This window comes from Arcicella rigui, assembly GCF_034929435.1.
Taxonomy (GTDB): domain Bacteria; phylum Bacteroidota; class Bacteroidia; order Cytophagales; family Spirosomataceae; genus Arcicella; species Arcicella rigui.
Genome location: NZ_JAYFUM010000030.1, coordinates 37,347 through 64,226, shown reverse-complemented (window position 1 = coordinate 64,226; position 26,880 = coordinate 37,347). Strand labels below are relative to the sequence as shown.

Below are 26,880 nucleotides of genomic sequence, written 5' to 3'. Positions count from 1 at the left end.
CAAGTATTAATCCGTAGTCATAAGACAAAATATTTGCTTGTGACTACGGATTAATATTCTTATTTCTTCACCATAAAATGTAAATCAATCAATTTATTCAGCTACTTATTTTGCTTCAAAAGCCATTCATTTATCATATTAATCTCTTCACTTGTTACGGTATGACTCATGTCAAGTTCAATATATTCATTAGAAATATGCAGACTATCTAACAAGCTTTTACTTTGGCGAGCGTAGTTAATATTAAGTACTTCGTCGTGGATGCCATGAATTACCAGTGCTTTTAATGACTTTAATTTTTCCATTTTAGCAATATGTGGCTTTATTTCGTTCAGTACTCGTACATGCCCCGTGGTCTAAGCCCATCAATTGGTCTTCTTGAATGTGATACTCTTTGGCAATTTCTACCACTTGCTTTGCCAAAGCGGGATGTCCTGTGGTTCATATTGTATTGCAAACAAACGTTTATCAAATCCAAGAAAATCTCAAATTTACTAACCAAAATATAGCCAACCTTATATTTTGATTAATTAAAACTTTCTCTTGAAATAATTAAATTCATGGCTGTATGAATAGAATTCAATATTGAATAAATATATTTGTTTCTTAAAATTATTCAATACTGTAAATGAAATGAACAGAAGAGAAGTCATTAAAAATGTAGCTTTGCTAATGGGGGGAACATTTTCTGCTCCAACAGTCATGGCGATGAGTCGTTGGGAAAAAGCAGAAAAAGTCAATTCCAATATTGCAGCATTTAGTCTAACAGCAACGCAACAAAAAATTGTTGCCGAAATTGCTGAAATGATTATCCCCAAAACCGATACGCCCGGCGAGGCGTCGCCCGGAGCAAAAGATGTGGGCGTACCTGCTTTTATCGAAATGATGCTCAAAGATTGCTACGCTCAAGCCGAGCATTTGAGTTTTTTAGAAGGTCTAACCTCGATTGAACAAGCCAAATTCTTGGAAATGAATGAAAGCGAACGCCATGGAGTGCTTAAATATTTGGAACAAGAAACCAAAGCCGAAATGAAAGCTCGCCAAATGAAACAAACCAAAATGGGCGATAACGACGACCACGAGGACATCAAAAAAGTACCTAAAGGGCTACCTTTCTGGCGATTAATGAAAGAATTAACTTTATTGGGCTATTTCACTTCCGAAGCAGGTATCAAGGCTTCTTTTGAGTACGTACAGATTCCTGGGAAAGTTGAAAATATCAAATTGAAGCCTAACCAAAAATCATATTCGTATTGATTAGCTATATGATTTTCCCATTTTAATTAAAGATTTATGCTTTGAATCAAGTATGAATCTAATGAATCACTCAATTTTAAAAACCTTTCAAACATGAATTTGAATTTAAAAGCCAATAAAAATAATACTTTTGATGCGATAGTGGTGGGTTCGGGTATGACGGGTGGTTTCGCCGCAAAAGAACTGACGGAAAAAGGACTAAATGTGTTGATGATAGAGCGTGGTCGTGAAATTAAGCATCCGCAAGATTATGATACCGCCATGAAAGAACCTTGGGATTTTGAGCATCGTGGAAAAATACCAACACATTCGGCTGAGGAACTTTGGGCCAATAAGCGTTTTGGAAATTTAGCCAATGAAGAAACTGGCGGACATTTTACCAATGATAAAAATAATCCGTATATAGAGAAACGTCCTTTCGACTGGATTCGAGCCTATCATACTGGCGGAAAGTCGATGCACTGGGGACGACAGTCCTACCGATTTAATAGACAAGATTTTGAAGCCAATGCCAAAGAAGGTGTAGGCATAGATTGGCCAATCAGATATGAAGATTTAGAACCGTGGTACACTCATGTAGAAAAATTTGTAGGCGTTAGCGGTCAGAAAGAAGGTTTAGATGTTTTGCCCGACGGACATTTCTTGCCAGCCATGCCATTGTTTGCTCCAGAACTTCATTTCAAAAAAATGATGCTTGACAAATTCAATCGTCCCGTAACCGTTGGGCGTGTGGCAAACCTTTCGCAACCACAAGAAATACATACCAAATTGGGCCGAGCTTCGTGCCAGTATCGCAATAAATGTGCTCGTGGCTGTCCGTATGGTGCATATTACAGTTCTTTATCAGGGGCAATTCCAGCAGCCAACCTGACCAAACGATTGAGTATTTTGCATGATAGTATCGTTTCGGAAATTATTTATGACGAACAAAAACAAAGAGCAACAGGCGTGCGTGTAATTAACCAAAACACCATGCAAACAGAAGAGTTTTTTGCCAAAATTATCTTCTTGAATGCAGGTGCTATGAATACAGCGGCTTTATTGCTCAATTCTAAATCAAGTCGTTTTACGAATGGTTTAGGAAATGATAGCGACCAAGTAGGCAGAAATATCATGGATCATCACTTGGGCGTTGGTGCTACGGCAACGATTGAGGGTTTTCTGGATGATTATGTTTACGGACAACGCCCGAATGCACTATACATTCCACGTTTCCGAAATTGGGGAAATGATAAACAAGCTTATCTAAGAGGCTTTGGTTATCAAGGTGGAGCAAGCCGTGAGGGCTGGAACAGAGGCGTAAATGCTGATGGTTTTGGAGCAGATTTCAAAAAAGATTTAACCAAACCGGGACAATGGACTATTGGCTTTGGTGGTTTTGGAGAAGTATTACCGAATCCAGAAAACCGTATGTACCTCGACCCTACCCGTAAAGATAAATGGGGCGTACCAATGATTGTTTTTGATGCCGCTTTCGGCGAAAACGAAATCATGATGCGAAAAGATATTATGAATTCGGCTATGGAAATGATGGACGCTGCTGGCTTCAAAAATATTACTGGCTACAACCGCCCAGAAGTACATTTAGGTTTGGGTATTCACGAAATGGGAACTGCTCGTATGGGTCGTGACCCTAAAACGTCTGTTTTGAATGCTTTCAACCAAGTACATTCAGTAAAAAATGTTTTCGTGACTGATGGTGCAGCGATGACTTCATCTTCTTGTGTGAATCCTTCTATTACTTATATGGCTTTAACAGCTCGTGCAGCAGATTATGCCGTGAAAGCTTTGAAAAAAAGAGAGCTTTAATGAAAATAAAAATGGATTGTGATATTTCTATTGCTATATCACAATCCATTTAACTACGAGAAAAGTACCGTCTGAATACCCTTTTTCTTTTAAAAATGCTATTATTCGAGCTGATTCCAAACAAAACGCCAATGTTTCTCCTCTTATCAAGAAAACATTGAGGGTTTTTAATGAGTACTAAGCTTTACGAATTAAACCTAATTCTTCTGCCTGACTAAGTGTGATATAGGTTTTATAGTTTTCGGTAATGGCAGCCGCATCATTATTTAATGTTTGCCAAATTTCTACCAAATTATTTTCTATCAAAAACTCGCCTTTAATTTCAACCATAATTTGGTCTAATTTTGCTTTTTTGACTTTCTCTCTAATTTGCTTTACCAAGGTATTTCGCTCTTCAACTTCTGGCGATACTTGTATAATTACTTCTCCACCGCCGATTTCTTTTGCAATGCTATCAATCATTTTGGCTGTAATGGCTTTGCCCGACGATTGATTTTTCTCTAAAGCTTTTTCCCAAACTTGTGTTCTTAAATCTTCTGATACTTTACTAAGTGCCGCAGCATGTGACTCTTTCGTTGGAACAACAATTACCGCCTGATTTTCCGACTCACTTTTGTCGGAAATTTCCGACAAAGTATTTACGACAGCCGCCGCATCCATTAATTCATACGCTCTTTGTCTTTTTAAATTCCATCTATCTCTACAATAGCTTTCAAAAGTGGTGAAATTTGCTCGGTATAATTTATTATTTCTAATTTCAAAAAGAGCATTTCCCACCTCAACAAAAGTATTGAGTCCTTTTTCGATAACAGCTTCACATAAACTTAATCTATCTTGTTCGCTTGAATTCAAGTCCGAAAGTACGGTCGATTCTTCTATCTGCGGAACTATATCCATCACTAAAGATTCGCTGTGCAAATCTCTCAACAAATCATTACTAAAACTTTTCTTTGCCATTTTATGCTCTATTAATCAGCCATTATTTAAAATCAAAAACCAAATGGATGGTTTTATGCTTATTGATTGAGTACTTCCTCACAGAGTGCCATGTAATCACTTGCTCCTCTTGATTCGGGGGCATATTCAAAAATACTCTGAGCAAAAGCGGTACATTCCATCAAAGCGACATCTTGACGAATATTCGATTTGTAAAGCTTGATGTCGGAATTTTCCGACAATTTCGCAAAAATCATTTGACTAAACTTGGTTCTCATATCAAATTTATTCAAAAGAATTCCTCCTAATTGAATGTTGGGATTCATCCTTTTTCTGATTTTCGTACATAATTGTAAGATTTCGTCCAAACCAACATAAGCAAAATTTTCTCCTTGAATAGGCACAATGAAGTAATCGCTGGCAACAAGTGCATTTACTGTTAATGAACCCAAACTTGGCGGACAGTCAATCAATACATAATCGTAAGCTCGTCCTTCAAGTTGTTCTTGTAAAAAATAACCAGAGTCAGGTTCCATATTGATTCGGTACTCGAAACTTAACAGTAATCGGCTTGAAGGTAAAATATCCATTTTGTCTTTTCTGACAAGCGTTTCTTCAAAAGTTGCCTCTCCGACCAATAATTCGCCGATATGGTTTTGATTATTCTTAACGCCCAGAGCTATACTTAGGTTACATTGAGCATCAAGGTCAATCAATAATACTTTGAAGCCTTTCTGTGCCAAAGCAGCCCCCAAATTTAAAGTTGTGGTTGTTTTACCTGTTCCGCCTTTATTATTGGTAATTGAAAATACTTTCATATTTGTTTTTCTAATCTTTTATTAAATATTCTTCTCCGTTTATTAGTTCAATTCTAAAACCTTCTGCCATCAAAGAAGCCAAATAAGTAGTAAAGTCTTTTGCTGGAGCTACTTTTCTTTTCAACATGGCGGCAAAACCTTCTTCTTGTTCTTTGAGCTTTAATTTCACCACAGGTTTACTTTCTTCTTTCTTTTGGGTGGTAACTGGTTGCTTATAAATCTTTTGGTTTTTCTCGCTAAGATAAGCTTCCATCAAATGCTGTTTGGTAATGGCTGAGTAAATAGCCCCTGAAAGCGATTTAATACTTCCTTTTGATTTTTTATCTTTTAATTCTTTGATAACAAAATAAATATAGTCTTGGTCTATCTTTCCACTATTGAGCATTTCGCTAATCTCTTGCATAGAGTTTAAACTTACGCCAATTTCAGACAACAAACTTTGAAGATGATTGGGCAAGTTCAATTCTTCTTCCATAGGTAAAGATAACTGTCTGTTGATGATAAACTCCACTTGTTTTACCGAACGCCCTTCTTTGATTTCGTTAAAAGAAAAAGCCATATCGGTTTGCGTCAGCTCTCGCTGCGATACTAACAACACCCATTTTTTGAAATCATAAAAATTGGGATACTGTCCTTCTATGCCCATCATGGTTTTTAAATCTTCAACTTTTATACTGAAAGTATTAGAATTGTACGAAAAAGATTTCAACAACCAATAGATACGATACGAATAATAACTTCGTAATTGAAGTAAAACTTTGATTTCGGCTACGGTGAAATTTCCTTTCAATTGTAAAAGGTAGGGCTTCACAAAACTGTTTAGTTGAGCAACAATAAAACCTGAACCATCTTTGTATCGACAAGTAGCCATTAGGGGGTCGCTGATAATTTCACGTTTTCCGTTTTGGTCAACCGTTTCAACAGTAATCACTTTACTTGATAATTTGATGACGGCTTCTTTTACGTCTTGATAAGCTTTGCCACCATCAACATTGGAAGATACTTCTGAGATAGGAATTCTGCACAAAGAAAAATCTGTATCACCTTTGTTGATACGACCCAATAAAGCGATAAATAGCCGAGTCTCCATCAACGACATATTGAATCTCGCCTTGACCAACTCGTTGTGTTGGGCAACCGTTATATCAGACTCTACAATGGTAGGTTTCTTTTGCTGTTTCATAGCATCAAAAATACTTATTTATTACGAGTAATAAAAAAATCCCTCGCAACAAATTTAATAAAATACTTTGACGGGGTTTTCCTCGTAGTTGAAATTATTTATCAAGGTTTTACATCTCAGAAAACAAAAAATCATTGCCAATGAATACCTTAAAAAATACTGACGGGGTTTTTCTCGTAGTTGACGGGGTTTTTCTCGTAGTTAACGGGGTTTTTCTCGTAATTAACGGGGTTTTTCTCGTAGTTAGACGGGGTTTTTCTCGTAGTTAACGGGGTTTTTCTCGTAGTTAGACGGGGTTTTTCTCGTAATTGAATTTTATAAAATACTGAAAATCAAAAAGTTACAAACGTAAAATTCTCTAATAGTATAATAGTTAATAATAGTATAATAGCTACTAATATTAGTTGTTTTTTGATTTTTTTAATTTTTAAATAAATGAAATTTACCGTGACGGGGTTTTCCTCGTAATTAGATTTAAAAAAAATCAAAATCAGCAATCTTTACAAGCTCCAAAAAATCAATGCCGTACTGCTTGATACGTTCGAGTATTTTTCAAAAAAAATCGTTTTTTACCTTTTTGGCAAAACTTAAAAGTAAAAGAGTATCACCAAACAAATCATAAATTATACTAAAAGAATATTTTTTTGAATAAAAACAGTTAGACACTCATTTATAGCTCTTATATTTGTGTCTATTTTACACATTTAAAAAATTACGTCATTCTATTTGTAAAACACCTAAATGATTTTTTGTGTATTCAAAAACCTCAAGTATTGACAACCCATTCAAAGATTTTTTCGACTCAAAAAAAGAAAAAATTGATTGACTATGAAGACTAAGTATTATATCATTTTGTTGCTTTTACTCTGCCAATATTCATTTGGACAAGTAAAAGACTATAATTTTATCAACCTCAATAATAAAAACGGACTATCGTCCAATAGCGTCAACGCTATTTTGAAAGACAAGTACGGCTTTATGTGGTTTGGTACAGACGACGGACTGAATAAATTTGACGGACAAAATTTTACCATATACCGGCATAGTGAAACGGACTCAAACAGTATCGGCAGGGGAGTAGTAATGGCGATGCAAGAAGATATAAACGGGAATTTGTGGGTTGGTTCAAATATTACTTTATCGCTTTACAACAGAAGTTTAAATAATTTTATCAATGTTGATTTTAGTAAACTTGGTTGGATTCGTTGCCTTCGAGCCGACCATTTAGGTAATATTTGGGTAGGTACATACAGTGGACTTCATTATTTTAATCCGAAGACAAAGAAAATAATTACTTACAAAGCTAATCCTTCAAGAAAAGATAAGCTGAATTCTGATGTAATTCTTTCAGTATTTGAAGACAGTAAAAACAACGTTTGGGTAGGTACAAATGCAGGCTTTCATTTGTTGAATCCTGCCAAAGGCACGTTTGTTCGATACTTTCATGATGATAATAATCCCTTGAGTATTGCCAGTGGCATAGTTCGTAATGTAGTAGAAGACAAAGAGGGAAATCTTTGGCTTGGTACAGGCGAGGGGCTGGACAAAATGAATGTGCAAAGACAAACTTTTGAACATTTCAAAAGTGTAAAATCGGATGCAGAAACACTCAGCGATAATAGTATTTACAAAATTGCTTTTGATAAAGATTCAAAACTTTGGGTAGGCACAGAAGACGGATTGAATATCTTTAATCCGAAAGACGGTAAAACGCTTAGAATTAATAATTCGGCATCGAATAAATTTAGTGGTGCAGGCAGATTTATTGGGAATTCGGTCAGAGATATTTATTTGGATAACTGTGGCATTTACTGGATTGGAACAATCAAAGCTGGCGTAAACAAGTACGATAGCAATTTGGCATACTTCAATCATACAAGATTAAATCCTTCGGATTTTAATAGTGGTTCGGTATTATCATTTGCGGAGAGTCCGACGGGAGATATATTTATTGGTACTGAAAACAGAGGGCTAAATATTTTCAATACAAAAACTGGCTTGATAAGTCCCATTCAATTGGCAGGCATGGACGCAAACAAAGGCATTATTTTGTCTTTGGAACGTTCGGAAAATACCCTTTGGATAGGTACTTATTTGTATGGATTGTACATCAAAGATTTGCGGACGAATACCACCAAAAATATTCGTATTCCAAAAAGTAATACAGATGCTACCAGCGTTCCGATAAATTGCCTAAAAGCCGATAAACAAGGAAATATTTGGATAGGAACAAATGGAAAAGGGCTGTACAAGTACAATATCAAAACAGGAGAATTACTGCATTTTAGCCGTATTTTTTACCAAAACCAAGCAAGGAGTACTTTAAAAAATGGTTATATCACCACTATTGAAATAGACTTCAAAGGAAACTTATGGATAGGAACGAATGGAAGTGGATTGACGATTTATAATCCAAACGAAAAACAACTGAAAATATTTAATCATGACAATAGCCATTTGCCATTTGACATGATTTTGGCGATTCATTGCGATAAAAAGGGGCAAATCTGGGTAGGAGTGATGGGTGGCGGATTATGCCTTTTTGATGCGAAAAGTCAAAACTTTCGCCAATACAGTGTAAAAAACCTGCTTTCAAATGAAGTAATTTGTAAAATTTTAGAAGACGAATCGGGTAAATTATGGGTAAGTAATAATAAAGGTATCAGCGTTTTTGACCCACAAAAAAAGATATTTAAGAATTATACTTATCATAATGGCATTCAGCAAAGTAATTTTAATTTCGGTGCTGGACTAAAAACCAGTACGGGAGAAATGTATTTTGGCGGAAACGAAGGCTTCAATTATTTTAATCCCAAATACCTCAATCAGAATAGAAATACGCCAACATTGGTATTTACAGATTTAAAAATTGGCAACAAAAGCGTAAATCCAGTTGAAAATACAGAAATTACAGAACCCATTTCGCTGGCGAAAAAAATTGACTTGAGCTACAAACAGAATTTTTCATTAGATTTTGTAGCCTTGAATTATACCGCCCCGCAGGAAAATCAATATACTTATATGCTTGAGGGTTTTGATAAAGATTGGAATAAAGTCGGAACTGTTACGACGGCTGTTTACACCAATTTAGACCCCGGAGCTTATAAATTCAGGCTCAAAGCCAAAAGTGAAGACAGCTCTTGGCACACACCCGAAAAGGTTATTGAGATTATCGTTCACCCACCTTTTTGGCGTACTTATTATGCCTATATTGCTTATGTGCTGATTTTGATAATGATTTTCTGGACATTGCGTAGAAGGGCAATAGAGAAACTAAGAAATGAATTTGCTTTGGCACAAGAACGCCTTGAGATAAAACATCTCATCGAAAAAGAACGAACCGAAGCCGAGCGAAAAATGGAATTGGAGCAACTCAAAATTAAGTTTTTGACCAATCTCAGTCATGAATTAAAAACGCCATTGACGCTGATTTTAAATCCAATTGAAAGCCTTTTATCGAAAGAAAAAAGTACAGAAAAAGTAGAAACCTTGAATTTGATTAACAGAAATGCCAAAAGACTTTTAAATATTGTCAATCAATTATTGGATTTACGAAAGATTCAAGAGAACGAATTGAAACTGAATCTTTCGGAAGGAGACTTAGTTTCAGTTGCCAGAGAGATATTCGATTCCTTTAAGTATATATCAGAGCGTAAGCACATCCATCTTGATTTTTTTAGTTCAATCAATGAGTTTTATACGGTTTTCGACAAAGATAAAGTAGAACGTATTTTACTTAATTTGTTGTCGAACGCCATTAAGTTTACCAACCAAAACGGAAGCGTGTATTTTCATATCGAACCAGATGCTGAAAATGGTATCAAACTAATTATCGGAGATACAGGTGTTGGTTTATCGGCAGAGGTTTTGGATAAAATATTTGATAGATTTTATCAGGTAAACGACAAAGCTCATATTCTCAACCAAGGCAGTGGCATTGGGCTTTCAATTACGCAGGAATTTGTAAAGCTACACGGCGGTACAATTAATGTCAGTAGCGAAGAAGGTGAAGGCAGTGTCTTTACCGTTATTTTACCTTTGCTCGAAAAAAAGCAAAGCGAAGGCTTGCGTACTTCATTGACAGTACAAGAAAAGAAAAAGCAAATAGAATCGACAGAAGAAGTATCGAACGAAATGGCTAAAATCGAAAAACCGACGGTTTTATTAGTAGATGACAGTGAAGATATTAGAACTTACTTGAGAGATAATTTAAAAGATAAGTACAGAATTGTAGAGGCTTCGGACGGAAAACAAGGTTGGCAAAGAGCCCTTTCGGCACATCCTGCCATTATCGTAAGCGACGTAAATATGCCCAATATGGACGGAATCGCTTTACTGAAAAAACTCAAGAGCGACAACCGAACCAAACATATTCCTGTAATATTACTGACGGTTTTATCCGAAGAAGTGGACCAATTGAATGGCTTACAAACTGGAGCAAACGATTATTTAACGAAACCCTTCAGTTTTCAATTATTGAATGTAAAAATCAATAATTTATTGAATCTGAACAGTACATTTAAAGATACTTATAGCAAACAAATCAATATTGAAATTCCAACAATGGAATTTATGTCAGAAGATGAAAAGTATTTATTGAAAGTTACGCAGTTTGTAGAAGATCACATCAGTAATCCAGATTTATCGGTAATTGAACTCAGTAAAAAAATGAATACAAGCCGAGGAACACTGTACAGTAAAATTTTGAGTTTGACAGGTGAAACGCCCGTAGAATTTGTCCGTTCGGTGAAGCTCAAGCGGGCGGCGATGCTCTTAGAAAAAACCGACATGAAAATTTCACATATTGGTTATGAAGTAGGTTTTTCTAATCCCAATTATTTTACAAGAGCCTTCAAAGCAAAGTATAATGTTTCGCCTTCTGAATACATACTTTTGAAAAGAGACCCTGCAAAAATTGGCAGCCATATAGAAGAGCCAATGCCACATTAAGGAATATTCAGATACCGTAGCTAAGTAAAAAAGCTACGGTATTTTTATTTTACCATAGAATTATCACTAAATGTAAAGATGATTTTTAGGCTTAGAAAAGCTTAAATGAGCTTTGTCGAGCGTCATCAGCCCTACTATTTCCAATCATAATACCTTCATTTTTTCTTTATCACATAAAAAAGAAAAACTTAAACAAAATCAATTTTTCGATTTTTTATCCCTTTTTCACCTGCTTTTGTACTCCTTCGGTACGCTTAGCACTCACTTTTTGTAATATTAATTGTGCCGATTTGACGATTTTATGTTGATTGAACATTTGTGAATCAGATTTGATAATATGTGCCGTACAATTTTTTTCGCATGCACTTACTTTACGCCGTCAAAAAAGCCTTCTGTATCAGGAAGATTAAATAATTTATTAAAACAATCATATTTAACAGTCTTATGAAAAAATTCAACTATCGTCTTTTTCAACGGAGGAGTGTCCCATATTTTCTGGTATGGTGCATGCTACTTTTATCAATTTCCAGCTTTAGTACCATCGCTCAAACCCTAAAAGGGCGTATTACTACGGATGCAGGAAAAGAATTGCCCGGTGCTTCGGTGTTGGTTAAAGGTACAAATATCGGTACAGTAGCAAACAGTAATGGAGAGTATTCTATCAATAATTTACCTAAAAATGCTACGATTGTTGTATCAAGTATTGGTTATGTAAAACAAGAAATAGTGGTTGGAAATAAAACGACCATTGACGTTGTATTACTTACTGATACCCGTGAGTTGGGAGAAGTAATCGTAGTGGGTTATGGTACGCAAAAGAAAAGAGACATTACTGGTTCGGTGGTATCTGTAACAGAAGCTACCCTCAAAGAAGTACCAGCCCCCAACCTTTTAAATTCATTAAAAGGTAGAGCCGCAGGGGTATCTATTGTAAGTAATGGCTCTACGCCGGGAAGCCAAGCCTCAATTCGTATTCGTGGTAACCGCTCATTGACCACAGGAAACGGCGACGGACTCGACGGCCCTTTGGTAGTAGTAGATGGTATTCCTTATGGCGGTTTGAACGACATCAACCCTGATGATATTTCAAATATCGAAATTCTTAAAGACGCTTCTGCAACTGCCATTTATGGTTCACGTGGGGCAGGGGGTGTTATTCTTGTAACCACCAAAAGAGGAAAAATTGGTAAGCCTGTATTTACTTACGATGGCTATCATGGAATTACAAACATGATGGGAAAATACAACGTAATGAATGGCGAGCAATATGCTAAATTCAAAGAATTATCTGCCGCTTATAATACGCAAGGAGCAGGTACAACGGCGTATCCTTTGACAGAAGAGGAAAAAGCAAATTTGGCGGCTGGTGTTTCAACCGACTGGCAAAGCTTATTGTACAAACAAGGCTTTAATACCAGTCATCAACTTGGTTTACAAGGTGGGGTAGAAAATACACAATACGGTATGGGCATTGGCTATTTCAACGAAACGGGGATTTTGCCAAACCAAAATTTTGACCGTATGACTATCCGTGCCACCATAGACCAGAAAATTGGAAAGCACGTGAAAATTGGTTTGAATACCATCAATACACTAACACACAGAAATGACCCTGCGGGAGGGGGAATTCCAACAGAATTAGTTCGTCTTTCTCCTCTGGTTTTACCTTATAATGCGGATGGAACGGTAAACTTGAACCCTAAAAAAGGAACTATCGAAGCTCAGGCGGTTAGCCCATTAACCTTGATTTCTCGTGGAGATGACATTCTTTCAAATGAGCGTTCGCTGAGAACTTTCAACAGTTTGTATGCAGAAGTAAACATTTTGGATGGATTGAAATATCGTTTCAATGCAGGTTTAAACTTTAGCCAAGTACATTTTAATGGTTATTCCCCACCAAATACTTTTGTGAATACAGGAACAGACCAAAGTGTATCAAGTGCAGATATTAGAAACACCGAATATTGGGATGTGAACTTTCAGCACTTATTGTACTACGATAAAGTATTTGCCCAAAAACATAAAGTAGGTTTTACAGCTTTGTACGAGGTGACACAAAACCACAGTTTAGGAAGTAATTTTAATGTAAAAGGTGTACCAGCAGATTATATCAAAACAGGAAACTTTGCTTTAGCCTCAGGCGTAGTGACTGCCAATACCAGTTTTGGTAATGCTTTCTCAAGAACGGGTTTACTCTCGTACATGGCACGTTTGAACTATACTTTCAATGATAAATATACTTTGACGGCTACTTTCCGTAGAGATGGTTCTTCTACTTTATCGCCAGGAAATCAGTACTTCAATTATCCAGCGATTGGTTTAAGTTGGAATATCATTGATGAAGCATTTATGAAAGAACTTACTTTTATTTCTAATTTGAAATTAAGAGGTGGTTGGGGTATTTCTGGAAACCGTAACGTTGGAGCTTATGCTACTTTGGGAGCTTTATCGTCTGGCTATTACAATTTTGGTACTACTACGGCTGGTCAGGCTCTTGCTTATACCGTAACAAGTTTGCCTGCAAGTGATTTAGGTTGGCAATCTACGGCTCAGTCTGATTTTGGTTTAGAAATCGGTTTATTGGATAACCGTATCACTGGTTCTTTTGATATTTATAAACAAAATACTAAAGATATTTTGCTTTCAGTAAACCTTCCTCAGAGTAATGGTGCGGGTTCGGCATTGAAAAATTTAGGTAAAACAGAAGGTAGTGGTTTTGAGTCATCGTTGACTTTTGACATTATCAGAAATAAAAATGGATTCAATTGGAGTTCAGACCTTACTTATTTCTTTAACCGTGAAAAAATCACGCAACTTACTACTCCTACTGAATTGGATAACAAAGGAAACTTCTGGTTTGTCGGAGAGCCTCTAACGGTTATTTATGATTATAACAAAATCGGTATTTGGCAACAATCTGACAAAGACGACGGTACTTTAGCCAAACAAACTTCGCCAGTACAAGTACCCGGAGAAATCAGAGTAGAAGACGTTGATGGCAATGGTAAAATTGATGCTAATGACCGTAAAGTTATCGGAAACTTCCAACCACAATGGGAGGGAGGCTTTACGAACCGATTGTCTTTCAAAGGTTTTGATTTATCAATCGTTACTTACGCACGTATGGGAATGAAAGTATTAGTTCCATATTTGGCTGGAACATCAGGCGGTGGTTCAGGTTTTGGATTCCTTAACCAAGGTCGTTCAAACCAATTGGTAATGGATTATTGGACAACTGATAACCCAACCAATGCTTTCCCAAGACCCAACGCAGGTGGTGGCGTAAGAGACTTTACTTCAACAACACAATACCAAGATGGTTCATTCATCAAAGTACGAAGCATCAATTTGGGCTATACTATCCCAACCAAAGTACTTAGCAGAATGGGCATTAGCTCGGCTCGTATTTATTTGAATACGACTAATCCATTTATCCTTTATTCGCCATTAGTTAGAGACAAACTGGCTATCGACCCAGAAGGAAACGGATATGGAAACACCATCCAAGGCGGTAATTTCAACCGTGTAATCAGTGTAAACCTAAATAATCCGCCAGTACGTCAGTTTACTTTAGGTGTAAATCTCAAATTTTAATGTTAGCTAAGAATATGAAAAAAATAAAAATATCCATACTCGCCTGTACTTTATTTTTAAGTTTAGGTTGTGAAAAAATACTTGAAGAAAAACCTCAATCGCAAATTGTACCTTCCTATTTCAATAGCCCAGCAGGTGTACTTGGCGGAATTGCAGGGGTGTATAACGAAATCCGTAACCAATGGGGAACGGAAGGTTTTTCTTCTGAAATGCAAGCAGGAACAGATGAATTTATTCAAGGAGCAAGTAGTGGCGGTGGGCCTATTCATACTTTCAATGGCTTGAACGGTACAAACTTTGGTTCGGCTTGGGGAACAGCCTTTACTTGTGTGAATACCATCAATGGTGTATTGAAGTTTGGGCAGAGCATTGATTTACCCGAAGCAACCAAAAAACAATACTTGGCACAAGCCAAATTTTTAAGAGCGTTTTGGTATTTCTACTTGGTTCAGACTTGGGGAGATGTGCCTTTGCATACAGAATTTATCACTGTACCTTCTCAAGCTGCCAAAAGAGACCCAGCCTCTGAAGTGTATAAATTAATCATTAAAGATTTTACAGAAGCGGCGGCCGATTTGCCAGATAAACCAACTGCTCCATTTTTAGGAAAAGCAGCCACCAAACCTGTTGCCCTTTTCTTCTTGGCGAAAGCATATCTTACTCGTGGTTGGTTGACCAATTCACAAGCGGATTTTACGGAAGCTGCCAAAATTTCAAGTGATATTATTGCTAATAAAGCAACCTATGGTTTGGATTTGTGGCAAGACTTTGGCGATGCTTTCGTGCCTGCCAATGATTATGGTAAAGAAACCATGTTTGTAAGTGACCATTCAAATGATGCAAAATTTGGCTACTACTCTGTGGGTGGTGGTGCAAGTGGCGGTGCAGCACAAAACCTTACACCGTGGTTCACCAACTGGAATTATCCGAACAACAGTGGCGTTAACTCAATCGTTAATGCCAACGGAGTATTGGTAAATTCGGGTACTTCTTTAATGGTTCGTGATTCGTATTATGGTCGTCCTTATCAACGTATTCGTCCAAATAGCGTAAAACAAACTACTGGCGAAGTTGCAGGAAAAAACTATTTCCTCGACCAAGCTTTTGTGAAAAGAGATGTTGATTCAAGATTTGCCAATACTTTTTATACAGTTTATATTTCGAATCAATCAATTACCAATACTGCAACAGCGGCAAATAATAAAAGAGGTATCAGTTATACCACACAAATTGGTGTTGATACTGCCGTTTGGTTGCCAGACTTTGAAGTACCGGGTGCTCCACAATTCGTTGGAACAAGACCATTTAAAGGTATTGTAGTTCCGCCAAGTCTTTGGAAAGCGGACGTTTTCCCTGCTATCAAAAAACACATGGATCCAAGTCGTGGAAGTAATTTTAATGACCCTTCCACTCGTCCAGTTGTCATTACTCGTTTTGCAGAAGTATATCTTGTAGGAGCAGAAGCTTATCTTCAAGCTGGCAATAAAGCAAAAGCGGCTGAATTGTTGAATGTCATTCGTCAACGTGCGGCTTATCGCAAGACGAACACGCCAGCTCAAAATGCTGCTGCCGCCGAAGCGATGTTAATAAAAGAATCAGACGTAACGATTGACTTTATTTTGGATGAAAGAAGCCGTGAATTATTTGGCGAATGGATGAGAAACCAAGATTTGGTACGTACAAAATCTTTGGTAAGACGCATTAAGCTTTGGAATAAAGAAGCTGCTCCTTATGTTCAAGACTTCCATATTTTGAGACCAATTCCTCAGTCTGAAATTGACCGTACTGTTGAAGGCCCACCATTTACACAAAATCCGGGATATTAATTAAACAAAAAATGCTGGCAATAGCTCTTTGTACTATTGCCAGCATTTACCATAGGATGAATAATTGCTTATAAAAGGAAGCCCTAAATCTATTTAAAACAAAAAATTGGTTGATTTTTAAATACTATCGCTAAAAGCATGGGATTTAAAAATCAGCCAATTTTTATTTTTGACCATTAGCCACTACACAATTCCCCAAGCCCTCACTATTCTTCTTGCTATTGGTATAGCACAAAAGTATTGTAGCAAATCAGGTATTTCACATGAGATTTAAGGCTACAATTTCCATCTTTTTACAGTCAGTTGAGTACAGGTTAGAAAGAAAGAGAACTTTCTAAATATCATTTAGCACGTATAAACATAGTCCATTTTTATCTTGAAATTTTCAATAAACTCACTTTATTAAATAATAATAGTGTTAAATAGACACTTTCTCAGATTACTGAACATTTGTAATATAGTTTTAGTGATTAGTGCTAATCTATTTTTGAGCCATTACCTTACTTTGCAAAGTAATTTCATATTATTTATTAAATGAATCATATTATTTACCTATGAAACAATTCAACTCAATGATTCCAGTCACCAAGAAGAAGCGATACTTAGTGGTATGGTGCTTATCCCTTCTGATTGGATTTTCGAGCTTTTCTCTAAATGCTCAAATAGTCAAAGGGACTGTGAAGTCCGCTTCGGGGGAAGGAATCCCCGGTGCAACCGTTAGTGTAAAAGGAACAAGCCGTGGAGTGAGTGCCAGTAAAGATGGCGTTTTTTCTATTACTTGTACTCCTAAAACAATTTTAGTTTTTAGTTCGGTTGGTTACAAAACGCAAGAAGTTTTAGTGGGCAACAAAACGGCTATTAATGTAGTATTGGAGGAATTTCAATCTGCCTTAGACGAAGTAGTAGTGGTAGGTTATGGAAAGCAAAAGAAGGAAGGAGTAGTAGCATCTGTTACGCAAACAACCAACAAAGAGCTTGAGCGAGCGGGTGGGGTTTCGAGTATCGGTGCGGCACTGACGGGAAATGTACCGGGCTTGATTACCAATGCCAGTACTGGTCTTCCTGGTGCTGAAGACCCTCAGATTATCATTCGTGGTCGTAGTTCATGGAACAATTCTGACCCACTTATTCTTGTGGATGGTGTAGAGCGTCCGATGAATAGTGTGGACATCAGTTCTGTTGAAACGGTTACCGTTTTGAAAGATGCGTCAGCTACGGCAGTTTTCGGTTCAAGGGGTGCGAATGGTGTAATTTTGATTACGACCAAAAGAGGTAAAACAGGAAAAGCATCTATCAGAGCTACGGTGAATACAATCGTAAAAGCTCCTTCTAAATTACCTAAAAAGTATGATTCCTATGATGCTTTGAGGATTAGAAATGAAGCAATTGAATATGAACTTCCAACAAAACCAGACGGTTGGAGAGATTATTTGCCTCAAGAAATTCTGAACAAGTACCGCAATCCAGCAAGTGTAGAAGAAGCCGAACGCTACCCAAATGTTGATTGGGAAAAAGCTCTTTTTAATGATTACGCCATTTCCAACAATGCTAATTTGAATATCAGTGGCGGAACAAATCTTGTAAAGTATTTTACCAGTGCCGATTTTTTACAAGAAGCCGATTTATTCAAAGTGTATGATAACAAAAGAGGTTACCAACAAGGCTTTGGTTTCAATCGCTTGAATGTGCGGAGTAATTTAGATTTTCAATTAACGCCAAGTACACTTTTCAAAACAAACCTTTCGGGTTCTTATGGTGTAAGAAAAAGTCCTTGGGGATTTACGGGAAGTCAGTACGGCCCTTGGATTGATGCCTACAATGCAGCACCAGATTTGTTTTTGCCCAAATACGCAGATGGTTCATGGGGATTTTATGCTCCTAACCAAGCCAGAGCAGAAAACTCAGCTTTGAGTCTTGCAATTGGGGGACTTCAATATCAAACGACAGCTCGTATCACTACTGATTTTACTTTGGACCAAGATTTGGAAATGTTGGTAAAAGGCTTGAAAGCCACAGGTACGGTTTCTTTAGATAATACTTTTATTGAGTCGGACCGTGGGATAAATGACCTTTATAATGGTACTCAACGCAAGTGGGTAAACCCTGAAACGGGTGTTGAAACTTTCCAACAAGCCGTCGATGGTATCACTGGTTTTGACTTTCAAGAAGGAATCAAATGGTCGCCAGCAGTAGGAACTATCGGAGCAAGTCAGCGTCGTTTGTTTTATCAATTACAGTTGAATTACAACAACACATTTGCAGGCTTGCACAATGTTACTTTGATGGGTCTGACCAACAGAAACGTATTTGCCAACGGAAGTACAATTCCTTCATACCGTGAAGACTGGGTATTTAGAACTACTTATACCTACAACAACAAATACACGATTGAATACAACGGAGCTTACAATGGTTCAGAGCAATTTGCAAAAGACTACCGTTTTGCATTTTTCTCTTCGGGTGGAGCTAACTGGGTTATATCCAACGAAAAGTTCATGAGTTCTTTGAAGTTCATCAACTCAATGAAACTGCGTATGTCTTACGGACAAACGGGCTTTGATAATTTAGGGGTAAGATGGCCTTACTTAGAACAATGGACTTATGGAGGATTATCAAGATTAGGCGTAAGTGGCGAAGGAGCAGAACAAAGCCCATATACTTGGTACTCGCAGTCAACCGTAGGAAACCCCACAGTACAATGGGAGCAATCGGAGAAGTTTAACTTAGGTTTAGATTTTGAACTTTTCAGAGGATTCATCAGAGGGAAAGCGGACTTTTTTCAGGATAACAGAAGTAAAATTTTGTTGACGGGCAGGTCTGACGTACCAAGTTATTTCGGGGCATCGCCTCCAGTAGCCAACTTAGGTGCTGTAAAAGCAAGTGGTTATGAATTAGAACTTCATTTCAATAAAAGTGTAGGAAAATTCCGTTTGTGGGCAGACTTGAACATGACGCACACGCAAAACAAAATCATTGAGCGTGCCACGCCAGAATTATTGCCCGATTACCAAAAACCAGAAGGAATGCAGATTGACCAAGCGTATTCATTCGTAAGCAAAGGCATTTATAATAGCTGGGACCAATTGTATGGAAGTGCCATGCACAACGTAAACGACAACCAAAAACTATTGGGAAACTACTACTTGGTTGATTATAACGGAGACGGCGTGATTGATACCCAAGATAGAATTCCTTATGGACATACAGGCTGGCCACAAAATACTTATAACGCTACTTTTGGCATCGACTGGAAAGGTTTATCAGCTTTTGTACAGTTTTATGCAGTGAATAACGCCACTCGTCAAGTAGTGTTTACGAGCTTGAGTTCACAAAGCCACACTGTGTATCAAGAAGGCGAATACTGGTCTCCATCGAATCCGAACGGAACACCTATGCCACGTTGGCTAACAACCCCATTTGGCGATTACAGAGGAACACAGTACATGTACGACGGTTCGTATGTAAGACTAAAAAATGCTGAAATAGCTTATACATTACCTTCTGAGCTTAGTAGAAAATTTGGACTTAGTAGTCTGCGAATTTATTTGAACGGGAACAACCTAATTGCTTGGAGTAAAATGCCAGACGATAGAGAATCAAATTTTGCGGGTACTGGCTGGGCTTCACAAGGAGCTTACCCGACTGTAAAAAGATATAATTTAGGTTTAAACATTACTTTCTAATAAAAAAAACATGAAAAAAAGAATAAAACTTTTGTTTGTAGCTGTGGTTTGTTCTATGACTTTCGGGGTTACTTCATGCTCGGATTTTTTGGATCGTGATCCACAATCTCTTGTGTCTGAAAAAGACGCCTTTAAAAACTTTGTAAATTTTCAAGGCTTTACCGAAGAACTTTATCATACCATACCAGATTTTTCAAATGGATACTGGACAAACTCTTGGAACTGGGGCGAAGATGAAATCCAATCGACGGCTCAAAACTTTCACTTTGGAGTAAAGATTGACAATGGCGATTTTTGGGGTTGGCAACGCAATTTCGACGGCTGGCAAGCAGGTTGGATGGACCGAAACAATAATCAAACTAACGATGACCGTTTTACAAAATCACTTTGGGGCTTAGGCTGGTACGGCATTCGTAAAGCTAATTTAGGTTTAGAGAACATCGACAAATTAACCGATGCCACACAGGAAGAAAAAGATTTAATCAAAGGGCAACTGTTGTTTTTCAGAGGTTGGTATCACTTTATGTTTATGCAGTATTTTGGAGGACTTCCTTATATTGACAAAGTACTGCCGGGTGACCAAAAACTGACACTTCCACGCCTAAAATACAGCGAGTGTGCCGATAAAGCTGCCGCAGATTTTAGAGAAGCCGCCAATTTATTACCTATCAATTGGGATAATACTACCGCAGGAAAAAGGACTTTAGGAAAAAATACCTTGCGTATCAACAAAATCATGGCACTTGGCTACTTAGGTAAAAATTACCTTTGGGCAGGTAGTCCATTGATGAATTCTGTTTCAGGGGGAGGTACTTCTTACAATGCTGACTATTGCAAAAAAGCAGCAGACGCTTTTGCTGAATTACTGAAACTTTGTGAAAGTGGAGAAGCTCCTTATCGTTTGTTACCTTTTGCTCAGTATTATACCAATTTTTATACTACGGGTCAAAACTGGCAAATGCCGGGAGGTACAGAAGCTATTTTCCGTGGGCCTTATTATGGTGCAAATGGTTCAAACTGGGGAACAAGTAAACAATACAGTCCGCTGATTATCAGTGAAGGAGACGTGAAGTTTCTGCCCACAGCCAATTATGTTGACAATTATGGTATGGCAAATGGCTTACCTATCAAAGATATTACCAAAGCAGACCCAGAGTCGGGCTATAATCCTGAATATCCTTGGAAAGGTAGAGACCCTCGTTTTTATAATGACATTGTTTTCGATGGTGTAAGAATGGTAGCAGGAAGTATTCCGAATGCCAATGAAGTAAATAACCGTTTTGCCAATTTACACACAGGAGGTTCATATCGTGATATTGCTACGGGTAGTCGTACAGGGTATTTATTATTCAAATTTGTTCCAAGAACAGCGAATAAGTATGACCAAGGATATGGCTACGACAAAAGCCTTAATATTCACTTGCCTTATATGCGTTTGGCTGATATTTATTTGATGTATGCAGAAGCCGCAGCACAAGGTTATGGCTCGCCAATGGGCAAAGCTGGTACTTATACTAAAACTTCAGTGGATGCCATTAATGTCATCCGAGACAGAGCAGGAGTGGGGCATGTAGATGCTAAGTTTTTAGCTTCGCTTGACGTTTATATGGAAGAGTTAAGACGTGAACGTGCCGTTGAGCTTTCGTTTGAAGGACATCGCTTCAATGACCTCCGTCGTTGGTTAATGATTAGCAAAAGCCCATACACACTCAAAAAGTCAGTTGAATTTGATAGAGCTACCACCCTTGACCCTACCAAAGACCCTAAAGACAATAGAGTACTGAACATCAGAGAATCTTTGATATTGGAACGAAAGTTTACCGACAAGCACAATTGGTTGCCATTGAAGGTAAATGACGTGAATTTGTATCTGGAGTTTGCACAAAATCCTGGTTGGTAAGGAAAGAGCAAATCATAAAATGAGATAATCAATAGATAAACGAACAAGAGATGAAGTTTATAAAAATAATTATGGTTTTGTGTGCATTGCTGACTTTTTCTAAAGTGGCAACAATGGCACAAAATACCTCGACCATTAAAATTAAAGCCACCGTGATTGGCTTAGACAAGCAACCCATTGTCGGAGCTGTTGTAAGTACTTCCGAAGAAATCGGGAAGGCTGTTACCACAGATGCTTTAGGTACTTTTAGTATTGAAATTCCCCAAAACGAGGTTTTGTCAATTGCTGCAAAAGGCTTTAAAACAAAATACATTACAGCCAATCAACGAGTTGAAGAAACCTTGCAGATGTTGCCCGAAGAAAATCAGGAACAAGTACAAATAGCTTTTCGTAAAGTTGATAAACAAGATTTATTAGGTGGAGTATCTTCTGTAAATGTAGGTGAACTTTTGAAAAAGAATTATTTTACCTATACTTTAGACGGAATGGCATCATTCATTCCCGGCTTTAATGGCAATAGCAATTGGGGAATGGGAAACTATATGTTCATGATTGATGGTGTTCCTCGTGAGACAGGCAACGTAATGCCAACGGAGATTGACCAAATTGTGTTTTTGAAAGGAGCGAATGCCGTAGCCTTGTACGGTAGTCGTGGAGCAAAAGGCGTAGTGAATGTAATTACGAAAAGAGGCGTAGCAGGTAAAAGTAGATTTGACCTTAGAGTAAACAGTGGCGTAAATGTACCAAGAGCTTTTCCTAAGTATTTGGGTTCGGCAGAGTACATGACTTTGTATAACGAAGCACGCAGAAATGACGGTTTACCGAATTTGTATTCAGAAGTTGACATTTATAATCATGCTTCTGGAATCAACAAATATCGCTATCCGAACATAGACTTTTATTCACAAGAATACCTAAAAAGTGCTTATGGCAGTTATGATGCTACGGCTGAAATTTCGGGTGGAAACGAAAGAGTAAAATATTATACCAATTTAGGTTTTGCTACTTCTGGCTCACTTTTAAATTTCGGGGAAGCAAAAACGTATAATAATTCCGACCGCCTTAATTTCCGTGGAAACATAGACGTTAATCTGAACGAATACATAAGTTTAAATGCTGATGCTACGGCTATTTTTTATACTGGTAGAGGAGTAAATGCTAATTTTTGGAGTAGTGCTGAAAGCGTTCGTCCAAACCGTTTTGCTCCACTGATTCCTATCAATATGATTGAACAAGAGGATGCAGCTTCTCAGCTTTTAATCCAAAATAGTAATAATATTATTGATGGACAGTATTTACTTGGAGGTACGCAATTAGACCAAACGAATCCTATTGCCACGATTTATTCTGGCGGTAACAACCAGTATGCAAATCGCCAATTTCAGTTTAATACTGGTATCAAAGCAAATCTTAGCAATGTATTAAAAGGCTTGAGTTTCAAATCTGGTTTCGCTGTTGACTATGCCACAGAATATACTTTATCTTACAATTATTCTTATGCTACTTATGCACCCACTTGGAATAATTATAACGGACAAGATTTAATCAGTAGCCTTGCTGTGTATAACCAAGATGCAAAATCTGGGACACAAAATGTATCAGGAAACCGATACCGCCAGACAATTGCATTTTCGGGGCAGTTTAATTATGATAGAACTTTCAACGACGACCATCATTTATCTGCGATTTTGTTAGCCAATGGTTTTCAACAATCTGAGTCTGCGATTTATCATAAAACCAGCAATGCCAACTTAGGATTTTTAGCAAGCTACAATTACAAACAGAAGTATTACTTAGATTTTAGTTCGGCTTATATTCATTCTGCTAAACTTCCACCTAATAATCGTCAAGCATTTTCTCCGTCAATTTCTTTAGGCTGGAGATTAAGCCAAGAAGGGTTTCTCAAAAACTCAACTGTAGTTGACGACTTGAAATTGACTGCATCAGCCAGTATTTTACATACCGACCTCGATATTCAGTCTTACTACTTGTATCAGGGCGTTTATACAGGGGCTGGTTCATGGTATGGCTGGAAAGATGGAACAGGGATTCAAGCGACAGAATCAAGAAGAGGCGATAACCCAAATATGCGTTTTCCGAAAAGAGAAGAAATCAATGTAGGTTTTGAAGGTTCATTTTTCAAAAGAGCATTGACTTTAAACGGGACATTTTTTGTCAATAAAATTTCGGGAAATATCATTCAAGCTTCTGTGTTATTTCCAAGCTATTTCACTACTGGTTTTCCTGTTTCTTCATTTATTCCTTACGTGAATTATAACGATGACCAAAGAATTGGTTTTGACTTTGGAGCAAACCTAACTAAAAAGTATGGTGAAGTAAATTGGACTTTGGGCCTAAACGGTACTTATTACGAAACAAAGGCAACCCAAAGAGCTGAATTGTATGAAGATAGTTACCAGAATCGTCAAGGTAAACCGCTTGATGCAATCTGGGGCTTACAAAGTTTAGGTTTATTTCAAGACCAAAACGATATAGCCAATTCGCCAACTCAAACATTCGGACAAGTAAAACCGGGCGATATTAAGTACAAAGACCAAAATGGCGACGGTATCATCAACAGCCGTGATGAAGTATTTTTAGGAAAAGGCGGTTGGTTTGGTTCGCCGTTTACTTTGGGCGTAAACGTAACGGCTCAGTGGAAAAAACTTACCTTTTTTGCGATGGGTGTTGGACGTTTTGGAGCAAATGCAATGCGTAGTGGTTCATATTTCTGGATTGATGGCGAAGATAAGTACTCGGTTGTAGTGAGAGATAGATGGACGGAAGAATCAAAATTGACGGCTAAATATCCAAGATTGACTACGCTAACAAGTGATAATAATTTTCGTTCATCAGACTTCTGGATTTATAAAACCAATCGCTTTGACTTGGCTAAAGTACAGGTAAGCTATGACTTGACGGAATTATTAAAGATGAAATCTTTTGTACGTGAGCTTGGGGTTTATGTCAATGGCTTCAATTTACTAACAGTTTCAGACAATCGAGAAATCATGGAATTGAATGTGGGTACTGCTCCACAAACACGCTTGTTCAATATTGGAGTAAAGGCTCTATTCTAAGTTTTTTGACTATCACATTTTGACTATCATACAATGTTTTATATGAATAAAGGAATATTAAAAATACTGGTTTGTGCTGCTGTATTGCTAACCGGATGTGAAGACCTGATTGAACCTGCTATTGAAAATAACAGGCAGTTGGACCCAAGTGCTTATCTACCAAGTGACTCAAGATTTCCCTTTGGTATTTTATTGAATGGTTATAACAGAATACCTACAAACTCGTGGTCATTCAACGATGTGGCTACCGACGATGCCGTAAGTAATGACCAAGACAATGGTTATTTAAAAATGGCAACAGGACAATGGACAGCCAATAATAATCCAGCGAACCAATGGACAAATTGTTTTGCCGGTATTCAGTACTTAAACATTATGCTTGAAGAAGTAAACAAAGTACAATGGGTAACAGACCCCGTTGCCAACAGATTGTTTACTACCAGAATTAAAGGAGAAGCCTATGGGCTTAGGGCTTTATTGATGTATCATCTTTTGCTAACACATGCAGGCAAAGGAACAAGTGGCAAGATGCTCGGAGTACCGATTTTATTGAAACCACAGACTACTTCTGATAATTACAATTTACCAAGAGCATCTTTTGATGATTGTATGAAACAAATTTATCAGGATTTAGACAGTGCAGACGTAAAGCTTCCTTTAGACTATCAGAATTTTTCAATCGGACAGGAATCACTGATTCCAACCAAGTATGGACAAGTAACCATTGAACAATACAACCGTGCTTTTGGGGTTACTTTTAGCGGTTTATTTACAGGACGTATCGCTAAAGCGGTGAGGGCACAAGCGGCATTACTGGCGGCCAGTCCTGCCTATAACAACGAAGGTACAAATAAGTGGGTAGAAGCCGCCAACTATGCTGCTAATGTATTGAATTTGAAAGGTGGGCTGGACGCAGTGACAAGTAATGCTGCAAGTGGACTTACGTGGTATTCGAATACCAGTGAGATTGCCAATATCAAAGACGGAGCTAATCCGCCTGAAATATTATGGCGTAACAACTGGGGAGAAAACAGAGACTTGGAACAAGCCAATTTTCCGCCTACTTTATTTGGAAATGGTCGTATCAATCCAACGCAAAATCTTGTAGATGCTTTTCCGATGTTAAATGGTTATCCGATTAGTAATCCTAACAGTGGTTATAATCCAGCCGACCCTTATACCAATCGTGACCCACGATTAAAAATGTTTGTACTTGTGAATGGAGCAACTGCGGGCGTGAATAACACCGCCATCAATACAACTGCCAATGGTACTACGAATGATGCCCTAAACCGAGTGGCTACTTCTACCAGAACAGGGTATTATTTGCGAAAATTATTGCGTCAAGATGTAAACTTGAATCCGACTTCTGCTACGAATCAGCGTCATTACAAACCGCATATTCGCTATACAGAAATCGCTTTGGCTTATGCCGAAGCTGCCAACGAGGCTTGGGGGCCTACTGGTACGGGAACAAATGCTTATTCGGCTTATGATATTATCAGAGCCATTCGTAGAAGAGCAGGCATCGGAACAAGTAATAACGACGCTTATTTGGAAAGTGCAAAAGGCAATAAAGAAACCATGCGTCAGCTCATTCGTAATGAACGTCGTTTAGAACTTTGCTTTGAAGGTTTTAGGTTCTGGGATTTACGTCGCTGGAATGCTGAACTTACCGAACCAGCCAAAGGAGTAAGTATCCAGAATGGGGTTTACACAATTTTGCCTGCTGTGCAAGATAGAGTATTCAAGACTTATATGAAATATGGTCCAATTCCTTACTCTGAAATCTTGAAATTTCCAGCACTTGAACAAAATGAAGGTTGGAATTAATAATCACTTAC

At 37.7% G+C, this 26,880-nt stretch carries 13 protein-coding genes; 9 read left to right on the top strand and 4 right to left on the bottom strand.

Annotated elements, in window-relative coordinates:
* Positions 1 to 101: 101 nt before the first annotated feature.
* Positions 102 to 305: an alpha/beta hydrolase gene (locus tag VB248_RS21180; RefSeq protein ID WP_323298836.1), complete on the bottom strand. Its 204-nt coding sequence runs from the start codon at positions 303 to 305 to the stop codon at positions 102 to 104.
* Between the two features lie 328 nt (positions 306 to 633).
* Between VB248_RS21180 and VB248_RS21175 the strand changes: the two genes are divergently transcribed.
* Positions 634 to 1,257 carry a gluconate 2-dehydrogenase subunit 3 family protein gene (locus VB248_RS21175; RefSeq protein WP_323298835.1) on the top strand — a complete coding sequence of 208 codons (624 nt, stop codon included), beginning with the start codon at positions 634 to 636 and terminating at the stop codon, positions 1,255 to 1,257.
* Between the two features lie 93 nt (positions 1,258 to 1,350).
* Entirely contained in the window at positions 1,351 to 3,066 is a 1,716-nt protein-coding gene (locus VB248_RS21170; RefSeq protein ID WP_323298834.1) for a GMC family oxidoreductase, read from the top strand.
* Between the two features lie 177 nt (positions 3,067 to 3,243).
* On the opposite strand, the gene VB248_RS21165 is transcribed toward VB248_RS21170, so the two are convergent.
* From VB248_RS21165 to VB248_RS21155, 3 genes are read right to left on the bottom strand one after another with little or no spacing between them, the layout of a single operon-like run.
* Entirely contained in the window at positions 3,244 to 4,023 is a 780-nt protein-coding gene (locus VB248_RS21165) for a hypothetical protein (protein WP_323298833.1), read from the bottom strand.
* Between the two features lie 59 nt (positions 4,024 to 4,082).
* A complete protein-coding gene (locus VB248_RS21160; RefSeq protein ID WP_323298832.1) occupies positions 4,083 to 4,820 on the bottom strand; it encodes a ParA family protein in 738 nt (245 codons plus the stop codon).
* A 10-nt stretch (positions 4,821 to 4,830) separates the two neighbouring features.
* On the bottom strand, positions 4,831 to 6,003 hold the full coding sequence (locus VB248_RS21155; RefSeq protein ID WP_323298831.1) for a replication initiation protein: 1,173 nt from the start codon (positions 6,001 to 6,003) through the stop codon (positions 4,831 to 4,833).
* A gap of 828 nt (positions 6,004 to 6,831) precedes the next feature.
* Here VB248_RS21155 and VB248_RS21150 point away from each other — a divergent pair.
* The 7 genes from VB248_RS21150 to VB248_RS21120 all read left to right on the top strand — a co-directional run bounded on the left by VB248_RS21150 (position 6,832) and on the right by VB248_RS21120 (position 26,869).
* Entirely contained in the window at positions 6,832 to 10,953 is a 4,122-nt protein-coding gene (locus VB248_RS21150) for a two-component regulator propeller domain-containing protein (protein ID WP_323298830.1), read from the top strand.
* Positions 10,954 to 11,460: 507 nt separating this feature from the next.
* Positions 11,461 to 14,547 carry a SusC/RagA family TonB-linked outer membrane protein gene (locus VB248_RS21145; protein ID WP_323298829.1) on the top strand — a complete coding sequence of 1,029 codons (3,087 nt, stop codon included), beginning with the start codon at positions 11,461 to 11,463 and terminating at the stop codon, positions 14,545 to 14,547.
* 14 nt (positions 14,548 to 14,561) lie between these two features.
* A complete protein-coding gene (locus VB248_RS21140; protein WP_323298828.1) occupies positions 14,562 to 16,373 on the top strand; it encodes a RagB/SusD family nutrient uptake outer membrane protein in 1,812 nt (603 codons plus the stop codon).
* A gap of 572 nt (positions 16,374 to 16,945) precedes the next feature.
* Positions 16,946 to 20,056, top strand: coding sequence for a SusC/RagA family TonB-linked outer membrane protein (locus tag VB248_RS21135; protein ID WP_323298827.1), 3,111 nt, complete (start codon positions 16,946 to 16,948; stop codon positions 20,054 to 20,056).
* A gap of 10 nt (positions 20,057 to 20,066) precedes the next feature.
* On the top strand, positions 20,067 to 21,956 hold the full coding sequence (locus VB248_RS21130; protein ID WP_323298826.1) for a RagB/SusD family nutrient uptake outer membrane protein: 1,890 nt from the start codon (positions 20,067 to 20,069) through the stop codon (positions 21,954 to 21,956).
* 113 nt (positions 21,957 to 22,069) lie between these two features.
* Positions 22,070 to 25,036 (top strand): SusC/RagA family TonB-linked outer membrane protein, encoded by a 2,967-nt coding sequence (locus VB248_RS21125; RefSeq protein ID WP_323298825.1) that lies wholly within the window; start codon positions 22,070 to 22,072, stop codon positions 25,034 to 25,036.
* Between the two features lie 42 nt (positions 25,037 to 25,078).
* Positions 25,079 to 26,869 carry a RagB/SusD family nutrient uptake outer membrane protein gene (locus VB248_RS21120; protein WP_323298824.1) on the top strand — a complete coding sequence of 597 codons (1,791 nt, stop codon included), beginning with the start codon at positions 25,079 to 25,081 and terminating at the stop codon, positions 26,867 to 26,869.
* The last annotated feature ends 11 nt before the right edge of the window (positions 26,870 to 26,880 follow it).

Excerpts from the sequence above, each read along its gene's own strand:
- VB248_RS21180 (WP_323298836.1), bottom strand. The coding sequence starts at position 305 with ATGGAAAAATTAAAGTCATTAAAAGCACTGGTAATTCATGGCATCCAC.
- VB248_RS21145 (WP_323298829.1), top strand. The coding sequence starts at position 11,461 with ATGCTACTTTTATCAATTTCCAGCTTTAGTACCATCGCTCAAACCCTA.
- VB248_RS21135 (WP_323298827.1), top strand. The coding sequence starts at position 16,946 with ATGATTCCAGTCACCAAGAAGAAGCGATACTTAGTGGTATGGTGCTTA.
- VB248_RS21165 (WP_323298833.1), bottom strand. The coding sequence starts at position 4,023 with ATGGCAAAGAAAAGTTTTAGTAATGATTTGTTGAGAGATTTGCACAGC.
- VB248_RS21150 (WP_323298830.1), top strand. The coding sequence starts at position 6,832 with ATGAAGACTAAGTATTATATCATTTTGTTGCTTTTACTCTGCCAATAT.
- VB248_RS21120 (WP_323298824.1), top strand. The coding sequence starts at position 25,079 with ATGAATAAAGGAATATTAAAAATACTGGTTTGTGCTGCTGTATTGCTA.
- VB248_RS21160 (WP_323298832.1), bottom strand. The coding sequence starts at position 4,820 with ATGAAAGTATTTTCAATTACCAATAATAAAGGCGGAACAGGTAAAACA.
- VB248_RS21125 (WP_323298825.1), top strand. The coding sequence starts at position 22,070 with ATGGCACAAAATACCTCGACCATTAAAATTAAAGCCACCGTGATTGGC.
- VB248_RS21175 (WP_323298835.1), top strand. The coding sequence starts at position 634 with ATGAACAGAAGAGAAGTCATTAAAAATGTAGCTTTGCTAATGGGGGGA.
- VB248_RS21130 (WP_323298826.1), top strand. The coding sequence starts at position 20,067 with ATGAAAAAAAGAATAAAACTTTTGTTTGTAGCTGTGGTTTGTTCTATG.
- VB248_RS21140 (WP_323298828.1), top strand. The coding sequence starts at position 14,562 with ATGAAAAAAATAAAAATATCCATACTCGCCTGTACTTTATTTTTAAGT.
- VB248_RS21155 (WP_323298831.1), bottom strand. The coding sequence starts at position 6,003 with ATGAAACAGCAAAAGAAACCTACCATTGTAGAGTCTGATATAACGGTT.
- VB248_RS21170 (WP_323298834.1), top strand. The coding sequence starts at position 1,351 with ATGAATTTGAATTTAAAAGCCAATAAAAATAATACTTTTGATGCGATA.